Source organism: Pseudomonas sp. (assembly GCF_051660785.1).
In the GTDB taxonomy this organism is placed as follows: domain Bacteria; phylum Pseudomonadota; class Gammaproteobacteria; order Pseudomonadales; family Pseudomonadaceae; genus Aquipseudomonas.
Genome location: NZ_JBOFQE010000064.1, coordinates 65,571 through 76,838, shown reverse-complemented (window position 1 = coordinate 76,838; position 11,268 = coordinate 65,571). Strand labels below are relative to the sequence as shown.

The following is an 11,268-nucleotide window of genomic DNA, read 5'->3' as shown; positions in this document are numbered from 1 at the left end:
GAGCCTGCTCGCGATGACGGAATCCCATTCAACATCTCTGTTGACTGATCCACCGTCATCGCGAGCAGGCTCGCTCCCACAGGGTTTTGTCTTGGTGTTCGCGGTTACGCCGTCGGCAAGCTCGGCGCCAGCAACGTCTGGCGTTTGCGTTGCGTCAGGAAATACGCGGCGTAGCACACCGCGATGAACCCGAAGCCCCAATACAACGAAGGACGCTGCGTCTCATCCAGTGCCAGGAACACAAACAGTGAGCAGCACAACGCAATGCACGTCAGCGGCAGCAGCGGAAACCACGGCGCGCGGTACTTCAAATCGCTGAGCTTGCCGCCATCACGCAGGTAAGCCTTGCGGAATTTGTACTGCGCCAGCGCAATCACAATCCAGGTCACCGTGCCGGACATGCCGCTCACCGCCATCAGCACCATGAACAACGTGTCCGCCGCGACGAAGCTGGTCATCAACGACACCAGCGCAAAGCACAAGGTGATGCTCAACGCTCGCAACGGCACGCCACGCTTGCTCAACGGCGACAGACTTTTCGGCGCCATGCCAGTCTTCGACATCGCCCACAGAATGCGCGTCGAGGCGTACAGGCCCGAGTTACCCACCGACAGAATCGCCGTGAGGATCACGAAGTTCATCAGGTCGGCGGCGTAAGGAATGCCGACCATGTCGAACACCTGCACGAACGGACTTTCCATCAAACCGGCCTGCTGCCACGGCACTATCGCCGACAGCACCACGATCGCCAGCACATAGAAAATCAACACACGAAACACCACGTTGCGAACGGCGCGCGGGATGCTTTTTTCCGGCTGATCAGTTTCGCCGGCGGCCACGCCCATGATCTCGCAGCCCTGGAAGGCGTAGACCACGGTCATCATCACCGCGAACACAGCGGACAAGCCGTTGGGGAACAGTGAGTCGCCAATCAGATTGGTCATCATCGGCGCCGGTGCGCCGCTGGTCAGCGGGATCGCGCCGAAAATCACCAGTACGCCGACCACGATAAAACCGAGAATCGCCGCGACCTTGATCCCGGAGAACCAGTATTCCGCTTCACCGAAGGCGCGGGTCGCCAACGCATTCAGGCCAAACAACACCACCACAAAGAGGGCCGACCAATACCAGATCGGAATGGTCGGGAACCAGCGCTCCATCAGCATGCCGGCCGCCGTGAATTCCAGGCCCACGGTCGTCGCCCAACTCATCCAGTACACCCAGCCGATCATGAACCCGGTGGCCGGTCCGATGAATTTGGTCGCATGGGTTTGAAAAGAGCCGGAGACCGGCATTTGCACGGACAGTTCGCCCAGGCAAACCATCACCAGGTACATCAGGAACCCGGCGACCAGGTAGGCCAGAATCGCCCCCACCGGCCCGCCCTGATTGATCGTCAGGCCAGAGCCCATAAACAGCCCGGTGCCAATCACGCCGCCCAGCGACAACATGAAAATGTGCCGGCTCTTCAGGGCGCGGGTCAGATGGATGCCGTTGCGTTCGGTAGTTTCAGTCATGGTCCGCGCCTCAGTACTGGATGAGGTGCGCGCCACGGCGCAAGGAAGGATGAGCTTTACGGCGGTTCATTATTATTATCTCCAATAAGCTTCGAAGACCGCGCTGTGGCGGTTGTCTCGATTATTGGAAGACCATGTAAGCTCACGTTGACCGTAAAGATCGAAGTTGTGAAAAGTCGTAACAAACTTGTACGTCAGTTGTGCAGCAGCTCGGCCAAGGTCTGTTGCGAATGCTGCAAGTGCGCATGAACCTGCGGCGCCAGTCCCCGCAACGTTACTTCGTCGTTGGCCAGCGCGGCCTCTTCCAGTGCGCGCAGCACAGTGGCCAATGCACGGAAGCCCAATGAGTCGCTGCTCCCGGCCAGGCGATGTGCCAGATGAGCGACTTCGGTGCAATCGTCGGCCTCGATCGCTTCCGTGAGCGCTTCGCGATGCTGACGAATCGAATCGCGTAACACCGCCAGCAATCCCTGGAGTTTCTGTTCACCGAGCAAGGTGCGGTGAGTGTCCAGCAGCGGCCAATCCATCGTTTCGTCTTCAGGCTGCGGGGCGGGTGTTGGCAATTGCCCGGCCAGCGCCTGACGCAGATTATCGAGTTTCAGCGGTTTGGCGAGAATGCCGTCCATACCGGCATCCAGATAACCGCGCACCAGCGCCGGTTGCACGCTGGCTGTCAGGGCGAAGATTCGGCAGTGGCGGTTCGGGCCTTCGGTGCGGCGGATCAGTGCGCATAACTCAACGCCACTGATGCCCGGCAGATGCACATCGAGCAGGATCAAATCGAACGCCTGCCCGGCACATTGCGTCAGCGCCTGTTCGCCGTCTTCGGCGAGCCAGACTTGATGCCCGTCCCATTGCAGCAGGCCGCTGACCACTTCACGGTTCAGCGCGACGTCCTCGACCACCAGGATTTTCAGCGCCTTGCCAGGTTCGCTGCTTGCCGCCACTTCGGGAGTGCCGGTCGACGGCGGCAACGTCACTTCGAACCAGAAACAACTGCCCTGCCCGACGTCACTTTCAACGCCGATCCGCCCGCCCAACTGCTGCACCAGATGTTTGCAAATGGCCAGGCCGAGACCGGTGCCGCCGAAGCGCTGCGCCACTTCCTCGCTGGCCTGAGTAAAGCGCTCGAAAATCTTTTCCTGCACCGCCGGAGCAATGCCGATGCCATTGTCCGTCACACTCACGCGCAGCCTTTGCCCGATCTGTTGCGGGCTGGGAGCCAGCAGTACGACCTCGACTTTAACCTCCCCGCCTTCGGTGAACTTGATCGCGTTGGCCAGTAGGTTGCTCAACACCTGACGCAAGAACTGTTCGGCGCCGTGGTGCCCGTCGGCGACCTGCTGATCAATCCGGCAGTGCAGCATTGTGTCGTTGCTCAACGCGCGAGGCTCCAGCAGCGTCAGCACCTCATCCAGCAATTGTCGCAGCGAGAAATCCACCGCTTCCGGGTGGCTGACGCCTTCCTCCAACCGAGCGAAATACAGCACTTCATTGAGAATCGACAGCAACCCTTCGCCCGCCTTGTACAACGCATCCAGACGCTTGCCGTCGCGCTCATCCAGACTTGCACCGCGCAGCAGTTGCGCCATGCCGAGAATACCGTTGAGCGGTGTGCGCAACTCGTGGCTCATGGTCGCCAGGAATCGCGATTTCGCAAGGTTGGCCGCCTCGGCTTCGTCCTTCGCGCGCATCAGGCTGGCGGTGCGGCGCTCGACCATTCGTAGCAGTTCATCGCGATTGTCTTGCAGGGCCAGTCGATCGATTTCCCGGCGGTCGATGTCACTGAGGATCGCCCGGCGCATGTCGTCCAGCGCGTAGGCGACGGTGTCGATCTCATCCGGGTGGGCGTTGCGGCGCTTGTCCAGATGCATCGGCTCGTACCAGTCACCGGCGGCGATGCGCCGCGCAAACTCGGCCATGACTTGCAGGTGCCGGGTCACCAGGCGGTAAAACAGCCACGACAAAGCGACCGCCAACCCGCACAGAAACACACTCATCCACAGCAAACTGGTCAGGCCGGTGGCATACAAACGCTGATACACAGCGCCCAGATCGGTGCTGACTTCCAGTTGCCCCAGATGCCGTCGCGGCCCGGACGGCGGTTGATAGTCCAGTTGAAAACGCTCGATGCGCAGCGGCCCGACCGGTTCCGGGTTGCCTTGCAGTAAATCGAAATCCGGGCTGGTCAGGCGCACCCGCGCCACGTCGGAAAAATCCACCAGCCCACGCAGCTGCACATTCAGTTGCTCCTGGTTCAAGTCCCACAGGCTGCGTTCCAGGCTGGCCAGATACCCGGCGCGGATCAGCTCCATGCGCGAATCGATCTCGCGCAACTCGCGGCGGTATTCGAAGTACAACTGCACGGAGCTGGCCAACACGGTGAAGCACAGGCTGAACAACAGAATGAACAGCAGCAGACGCCGCAGCAGTCCTCCGGGCCGGGCCTGGATCATTTCGTATCGACCGGCTGTTTGATCATGTCGCGGTAGGTGACCTGGCTTTCGTGCAGTAAACGATCGACCTCTCCCGAGTCGACCATGCGCTTCAACTGCGCATCGATTTCAGGCATGCGGCCAGCCAGCGCTGAACGGCGCGACACGGCCACCCGCAGATAATCCACGCCAAAGGAATCGGGCAAAGCGACGATGTCTTGCGCCCCTGGCAGGGTCTCAACGCGCATCTGCCCGGTGCGCCGCTCCGAGACGATGAAGTCGATGCGTCCGCGAATCAGTTTTCCGAAGTTTTGACTGCTGTCAGACACCCTTTCGATGTTCTGATGCTCGGCGACAAAGCGGTCGAACACCACGCCGTAACTTTCACCGAACAACAAGCCGCCGCGGTAATTGGCCAGGTCCTCCAGGCGCTCGATTTTCACCGGGTGCTGGCGGTTGATGAACACCGCAACTTCTTCACGCAACACCGGCACCGTCGAAAAGACCATGCTCTGCTCCCGTTCCGCAGTGCTATACATCAGCACCACGTCGACCCAGCCTTCGGCGGCGTCCCGTACGCAGCGATTCCAGTTGTCCAGTTCGACGATTTCGACGTCGTAGCCCAGCTGCCCAAAAAGTTCTTTGACCACGCCGGGCGCAACACCGCGCACCTGTTTGCCGTCGCTCCAGGAGATCGGGGGATAGACCGGGTAGTCGCAATAGCGGATTTTTTCCGCTGCCTTCGCGCTGCCGGCGAGCAACGCCAGCAGCAGGCAAAACAGACGCGGCATGGTGTTCAGGCTGCCACGCTGGCGGTGAACAGATAACCGGCGCCGTGGATAGTGATGATCAATTGCGGCTCGGCCGGGTCGTCGTGCAACTTGCGACGCAAGCGTCCGACCAGCACGTCGATGGAGCGATCATTGGGCACCCATTCGCGGTTGCGGATCTGATCCATCAGCTGATCACGGCTCAAGGTGTGGCCGCTGTTGCGCAGGAACACGCTGAGCAATTGATACTCGCCGTGAGTCAGCAGCGTTTCGCTGCCGGTGTTGTCGATCAACCGCCGGCGATCCGTGTCCAGTGCCCAGGCGGCGAACTGTTTGACCGGCCGGGAAAGGGCTGCAACAGACTTGGGCGTATGGGCATGACGGACCCGGCGTATCAGATTCTTCGCCCGGGACACCAGTTCGCGTGGATTGAGCGGTTTGATCACGTAATCGTCGGCGCCGCACTCAAGGCCGACGATGCGATCGATTTCATCGTTGCGCCCGGTGATCAGAATGATCCCGACTTCCGAACGGACCCGCAGCTCCCGGGTCAGGGTCAGGCCGTCCTTGCCGGGCAAGCGGATATCGAGCATTACCAGATCGACCGTCTGGGTTGCCAGAAAGGTTTCGGCCAGCTCCGCCGTAGCGGCGCAATGCACTTCGTAGCCTTCCTGGCTCAAGTAAGCCTGCAGCAGTTCGCGAATCAACGGATCGTCATCGACGATCAATACCCGAGGAGTCATCGCATGGTGTCCTGCGTGTGCCCGTAGGCGTGTTTCTTATTAGAGTTTTTTCCTGCACTGACGCCTGAGAGTATCCATTGCTGAACGATCGATCAACAGCCCGTCGTCTGCAAACAGAAACGCTGACGCCCACCTGCCTGCAAACCGTCGACCCACGCTTCGCAAATCTGCATGCCCTGTTCGGGGGTAAAGGTGCCGGGATTGAGTCCGGACTCCAGCCACAAACCGTCGAGCAAGGCGCTGAGGCCGATGGCCGCCAGATCGGCGTCGAAGTTTTCCCAGCCCTCCTCCTGCGACAGCTCGGTCAGCGCCTTGCGCAAAATGCCGCGATACTCGCCGTAGGAATGTTCGTGCGCGAGATTGATCGCCTCTGCCGTCTTGACCGCGCCCCAGAAGGCCAGCCAGGCGTCGAGCAGTTGCGGGTCTAGCAGTTCAGCGGAAAACGAACCGCGAAAGAACGCTGACAGACGTTCGCGGGCATTGGGCGCCGCCTGTTCCATGGCGGCGCGCAGCAACCCCATGACCCGACCGGTCACCGCCAGATAGGCTTCTGCGACCAGTTCGTCCTTCCCGGAATAGTGATGGCTGATCAGCCCGACCGACACACCGGCCTCGGCGGAAATCTTGCGAATGGAGGCGCCCTGAAAGCCGTGGCGCTTGAGGCACACAAGCGTGGCCTCGATGAGATTGGTTTTGCGCAGCTCTGGCGCCATTCTGGAGAATCGGACTTCCTGAGTCATGGGACGACGTTCCTGGAGGCGAGGGTTGAGCCCTGAATGAGCCGTTCGCGAGCTGAACGACTGTACAGCAACAACCCTCGTCTACTCCAGATGTTGAAGCTTTTTACATACCGGGCAGCACATCAGGCGGAACAATCGCACCGCCCTTCATCACGACCGGGGTTTTCTCAAGGATCGAGATGTCTGCGAGCGGATCACCGTCGATGGCAATCATGTCGGCGAATCGACCCGGACTGACAGCACCGACGTCCGCCTGCCAATTGAGCAGGTCAGCGGCAACGACGGTGGCGGACTGGATCGCCTGCATCGGCGTCATGCCGTACTTCACCATGTAGGCGAACTGTTTGGCGTTGGTGCCGATCGGATAAACGCCAGCATCGGTGCCATAGGCGATTTTCACCCCGGCCTTGACCGCTTTACGGAAGGCCTGGCGCTGTACATCGGTCGTTTCAGTGTTCTTGCGCAAATAACTCTCAGGCCAGTTTTCCTTGCGCCCCACTTCATCGATGTAGTCACCGTTGTAAATATCCATGACCAGATAAGTGCCGTTGTCTTTAGCCAACTTGATGCCTTCATCATCCAGTAGCGACGCATGCTCAACGGATCTGACGCCTGCGCGAATAGCGGCCTTGATGCCTTCTGCGCCATGGGCATGGACGGTGGCATAGCTTTTATGAACCTTGGCTTCCTGTACCACGGCGCGCATTTCTTCTTCGGTCATTTCCATTTGGCCCGGCTCGGTGCCTTCGGCCAGTACGGAACCGGTGCCCATCATCTTGATAGTGTCGACGCCGTGCTGGAACAGATATCGGGTCTTCAACTTGGCGTCGTTGGCATCACGGTAAACGCCGACACGCATATCCGCCGGAATCTCAACGCCGGGGGCAAATCCGGTCACTTCACCACCGCCGCCTGCTACGGTGATGTAAGCCCCAACAACGTTCATCCGTGGCCCCAGCACCCGATCCGCGTTGATTGCATCGCGCAGTGCGACGTCGGTGAAGGCTCGATAAGTGCCCAGGTCATGCACGGTTGTAAAACCTGCACGCAAGGTTTGATAGGCATGTTTCGCGCCCATGAGCGCAACATCCTGAGGGGAATGCAGAAGCGGCTCAGCCACGTTGTTGGTCATGTCCCAATCAGAGATATGCGTGTGCATATCGATCAGACCCGGAAGCACCGTCTTGGCGGACCAATCAATCACTTTGCTCTCGGCTGGCGGAGCACTCCACGGTTCCACGGCCACGATGCGCTCACCGTCAATCTTGATGCGCTGGTCGGTCAGTACTTTGCCTTTTTCCACATCCACTAAACGGCCGGCATGGACGTACACGGTCTCTGCGTGAGCGGACAACGCCAATGAAGAAAGTGTTATTGCCAACGCAATACATTTGATCGGAATGCTTTTCATGTGAAACCTCTTGTTTTTATTGGGCTCAGCTTTACACATCAAAAAAGATTGAACGGGTACTGGGTGATTATTCGCACTTGCTTGACACTGTCACCCGTGAATTGGAAGTCCGCATATCGCACACGAACCGACAAATCCTTCAGCGGTCCGCTTTCAATGACGGTCTTGAGATCGACATCACGTTCAATTTGCTTATCGGAGCCGGCGAAGTAAGTGTACAAACCGTCGGGATCAACATTCTGATTGTCTATCTCGAATCCGTAAACATAACGAACACCCAATGTAGTCCGGATAAAGCCGTTACTTCCAAAGTCATATTGATAACCGAGTCCCACCGACTGTTCACCCGGACCGTTGAAATCTCCGTACTGTGACGAGTTGGCAAGATAGATGGAGTCCATGTAAGTGCCGTCCGAGGCCATCAAGTAATCAAACGGCTCATCGCCGTGGATTTTCTGATAAGACAGCGTAACCGTATGCGGGCCCGCGGCGTAGGCGGTCGCCAGCGACCAGGCGGTGACATTGATGTCGCCCGCCAGGGACTGCCCTTCATCGAGCGAACGGTACAGGTTGAAGTCGACATTCAGCGTCTGTTCGGATGGCAGCGCAAAGGTGTAGTTGGCATTCACGTAATACTGGTGCCACAAGTCCTCTGTCCTAGACACGTAAAAGCCGACACTGCCTTCTTCAACTGGCTGGTACGTCAGACCGGCGTAATCGACATCGCCCCCTTTCACCCCGGCGTAGCCCGCATAGAAATCGCCGTCATGGCCCGTACTGGCAGAGCCTTTGGTGGAGAAAAAGTGCCCGGCATCGATACTGACGTTCTCGATGTCAGTGCTCAGCAGTTGGATGCCTCTTGTGGTCACCGGCATCAAGCGCGAGTCGGGAGTGGCAAGTACCGGGTTGTACGGCCGCAGATCGCCGTACTGGATAATCGTATTCGACCACTTCATTTTCACCGAAGTATTCAACGTCGACGATTCTGTTCTTTCCCCGTCCCCCTCTGCGGGAAACATACCCGAGCCCACGGTCCCGCGCCCACCGTCAAGTTTATAAGCTGTATCGACACTGGCATCGACGCCAAAGCCGATCAGGCCCTGAGTAAAACCAGACTTATAGTCCAACAGAAACCCCTGCCCCCAACCTCGCGCATCGGGATAGCCAGAAAGGGAGTTTCGATTGAAATACATATTTCTTGCAAGAACAGTGGCCGAACTGTCTTCAACAAACCCGCCAGCATTATCTTCTGCCTGGGCTTTCATATAACTTCCGGACACCGAAATTACAGCGACACCTAACAGGGAACGCAGCTTCATGTAGACCTCAGGGCTTTTGATTATTATTGTTTTCTGTCACGCCTCTACAACCACAATGTTAAGCAGACTGGTCTTGTAATGAACAGTTTTAAGATGTGGGAATTTGATCAGCAGATGTAAGTCAAGTAACGGGATGTAATGCGCGCATTACATGTCGCTCGACGAGCCACACAATACCGATAAACCCGTTTTCGCCTCTGTCGGCCCACCCGTCACGCGTGGCCTGCTCAAATCCAAATCCAGTAAAAAAATCTGTTGATTTTTTACTGTCGGTAAATTCATATAGAAAAAACAATAACGCAGAAAACCGGCCTTTCGGCTTCAGCCTGACTGGAGTAACCGCACCATGTCGACCGCTTCTCCCGCCTTTGCGCACTTGTTCGAACCCTTGCAACTGCGTGGCAAACGCCTGAAAAACCGCATCATGTCCAGCGGTCATGACACCTCGATGCCCACCGACAACCTGGTCAACGAGCAACTGATCGCCTATCACACCGCGCGGGCTGAAGGCGGGGTCGGGCTGATCGTGCTGCAAGTGGCCGGGGTGCATGACAGCGCGCGGTACACCTCGCACGTGTTGATGGCCACTGACGACGCCTGCATCGACGGCTATCGAAAAATCGCTGACAGTTGCCATGCTCACGGCACCGTGGTGCTGTCGCAGATCTTCCACCCGGGTCGGGAAATCATGGAGTCCAGCGATGGCTTGCTCGCTGTCGCTTACTCGCCTTCGGCGGTGCCTAACGAGCGGTTTCGGGTGATGCCTCGGGCGCTGGATCAAGCGATGATCGACGAGATTGTCGCCGGTTACGGCGATGCCGCCCGACGCCTGTATCAGGCCGGAATCGACGGCGTGGAAGTGGTCGCCAGCCATGGTTACCTGCCGGCGCAGTTCATCAATCCGCGGGTCAACCGTCGCACCGATGGCTACAACGGTGAACTGGAACAGCGTCTGCGTTTCCTGCGCGAAGTGATCGCGGCGGTGCGCGCCAATACTGATGAAGGCTTCATCATCGGCTTGCGCATTTCCGCCGATGAACGCGATCCCGAAGGGCTGACCGAGGATGAATCACTGGCCGCCGTGCAATCCCTGCAACCGATCCTGGATTACGTGCACATCGTCGCCGGCACCTCGGCATCATTGGGCGGCGCCGTGCACATCGTGCCGCCAATGGCGATCGAAGCCGCTTACTTGGCCAAGGAAGCCGGCACCTTCAAGGCCGGGCTGTCGATTCCACTGTTTGTCACCGGGCGCATCAACCAACCGCAGGAAGCCGAGCTGATTCTCGCGCGCGGCCAGGCCGATGTGTGCGGCATGACCCGCGCCTTGATCTGCGACCCGCAAATGCCCAACAAAACCGACACCGGCCACGTCGAGGATGTACGCGCGTGCATCGCCTGTAATCAGGCGTGCATCGGCCACTTCCACAAAGGCCTGCCGATTTCCTGCATCCAGCACCCTGAAACCGGGCGCGAACTGATCTTCGGCCAGCGGCAACCGGCGGGGCAACGCAAACGCATCATGATTGCCGGCGGCGGACCGGCCGGGATGAAAGCAGCCGCGGTCGCCGCTCAGCGCGGACATGACGTGACGCTCTACGAAGCGAGTTCGCAACTGGGTGGCCAGGTCTTGTTGGCACAACTGCTACCTCGACGCGCCGAATTCGGCGGTGCCAGCACCAATCTGCAACGCGAAATGGAATTGGCCGGTGTGCGCGTAATTCGCAACACCCGCGTCGACCGGGCGCTGGTCGAACGCGAACGCCCGGACATGGTGATCGTCGCCACCGGCGCCGAACCGTATTGGCCAGCGTTCGAACGCGGCGGTGAACTGCAAGTCGTCGACGCCTGGCAAGTGTTGCGCGATGAGGTGCAAATCGGCCGTTCCGTAGTGGTGGTCGACTGGCGCGCCGACTGGATCGGCCCCGGCATCGCCGAACGTCTGGTACGCGCCGGGCACCAGGTGCAACTGGCCGTCAACGGCACCCACTGCGGCGAAAACCTGCCGTTGTACGTACGTGATCAACTGGCCGGCGAACTGCACAAACTTGGCATCCCGATCACCCCCTACGCCCGCCTGTACGGCTGCGACGACAACACCATCTACCTTCAACACACCGCCAGCGGCGAACCGATGCTGTTTGAAAACATCGACACACTGGTGCTCTGCCAGGGCCATCAACCCGTCGACACTCTTGGCGCCGAACTGCAAGGCCTGGTGGAGTTTCGTCGCATCGGCGACTGCCTCGCCCCGCGCACAGCCGAAGAAGCCATCTACGAAGGTTTGAAAGTCGCCTGGGAGCTTTGAGGCTGTTTTATACTCCGGGGCTTTT

General features: G+C 58.9%; 8 protein-coding genes. 1 reads left to right on the top strand and 7 read right to left on the bottom strand.

Annotated features, from left to right (window positions below; all coding sequences use genetic code 11):
* Nucleotides 1–104 precede the first annotated feature (104 nt).
* The 7 genes from ACRC4F_RS18060 to ACRC4F_RS18030 form a co-directional block, all read right to left on the bottom strand.
* The gene (locus tag ACRC4F_RS18060) at nt 105–1,517 is read right to left on the bottom strand and encodes an amino acid permease (protein WP_438660573.1); all 1,413 of its coding nucleotides are present in this window, start codon (nt 1,515–1,517) and stop codon (nt 105–107) included.
* A 194-nt stretch (nt 1,518–1,711) separates the two neighbouring features.
* Nucleotides 1,712–3,973, bottom strand: a complete 2,262-nt coding sequence (locus tag ACRC4F_RS18055) for an ATP-binding protein (protein WP_438660572.1) — start codon at nt 3,971–3,973, stop codon at nt 1,712–1,714.
* Nucleotides 3,970–4,743 carry a substrate-binding periplasmic protein gene (locus ACRC4F_RS18050; RefSeq protein WP_438660571.1) on the bottom strand — a complete coding sequence of 258 codons (774 nt, stop codon included), beginning with the start codon at nt 4,741–4,743 and terminating at the stop codon, nt 3,970–3,972. The genes ACRC4F_RS18055 and ACRC4F_RS18050 overlap by 4 nt, the downstream gene beginning before the upstream one ends.
* Nucleotides 4,744–4,748: 5 nt before the next feature.
* Nucleotides 4,749–5,465, bottom strand: a complete 717-nt coding sequence (locus ACRC4F_RS18045) for a response regulator (RefSeq protein WP_438660570.1) — start codon at nt 5,463–5,465, stop codon at nt 4,749–4,751.
* A 92-nt stretch (nt 5,466–5,557) separates the two neighbouring features.
* Nucleotides 5,558–6,205, bottom strand: coding sequence for a TetR family transcriptional regulator C-terminal domain-containing protein (locus tag ACRC4F_RS18040; RefSeq protein WP_438660569.1), 648 nt, complete (start codon nt 6,203–6,205; stop codon nt 5,558–5,560).
* 103 nt (nt 6,206–6,308) lie between these two features.
* Nucleotides 6,309–7,616 carry a Xaa-Pro dipeptidase gene (locus ACRC4F_RS18035; RefSeq protein WP_438660568.1) on the bottom strand — a complete coding sequence of 436 codons (1,308 nt, stop codon included), beginning with the start codon at nt 7,614–7,616 and terminating at the stop codon, nt 6,309–6,311.
* A gap of 38 nt (nt 7,617–7,654) precedes the next feature.
* A complete protein-coding gene (locus ACRC4F_RS18030; RefSeq protein WP_438660567.1) occupies nt 7,655–8,935 on the bottom strand; it encodes an OprD family outer membrane porin in 1,281 nt (426 codons plus the stop codon).
* A gap of 346 nt (nt 8,936–9,281) precedes the next feature.
* On the opposite strand from ACRC4F_RS18030, the gene ACRC4F_RS18025 reads away from it, so the two are divergent.
* The gene (locus ACRC4F_RS18025) at nt 9,282–11,243 is read left to right on the top strand and encodes an oxidoreductase (protein ID WP_438660566.1); all 1,962 of its coding nucleotides are present in this window, start codon (nt 9,282–9,284) and stop codon (nt 11,241–11,243) included.
* Nucleotides 11,244–11,268 lie beyond the last annotated feature (25 nt).

Coding starts and splice junctions, on each gene's coding strand:
- ACRC4F_RS18050 (WP_438660571.1), bottom strand. CDS start 4,743: ATGCCGCGTCTGTTTTGCCTGCTGCTGGCGTTGCTCGCCGGCAGCGCG.
- ACRC4F_RS18055 (WP_438660572.1), bottom strand. CDS start 3,973: ATGATCCAGGCCCGGCCCGGAGGACTGCTGCGGCGTCTGCTGCTGTTC.
- ACRC4F_RS18025 (WP_438660566.1), top strand. CDS start 9,282: ATGTCGACCGCTTCTCCCGCCTTTGCGCACTTGTTCGAACCCTTGCAA.
- ACRC4F_RS18045 (WP_438660570.1), bottom strand. CDS start 5,465: ATGACTCCTCGGGTATTGATCGTCGATGACGATCCGTTGATTCGCGAA.
- ACRC4F_RS18035 (WP_438660568.1), bottom strand. CDS start 7,616: ATGAAAAGCATTCCGATCAAATGTATTGCGTTGGCAATAACACTTTCT.
- ACRC4F_RS18030 (WP_438660567.1), bottom strand. CDS start 8,935: ATGAAGCTGCGTTCCCTGTTAGGTGTCGCTGTAATTTCGGTGTCCGGA.
- ACRC4F_RS18060 (WP_438660573.1), bottom strand. CDS start 1,517: ATGACTGAAACTACCGAACGCAACGGCATCCATCTGACCCGCGCCCTG.
- ACRC4F_RS18040 (WP_438660569.1), bottom strand. CDS start 6,205: ATGACTCAGGAAGTCCGATTCTCCAGAATGGCGCCAGAGCTGCGCAAA.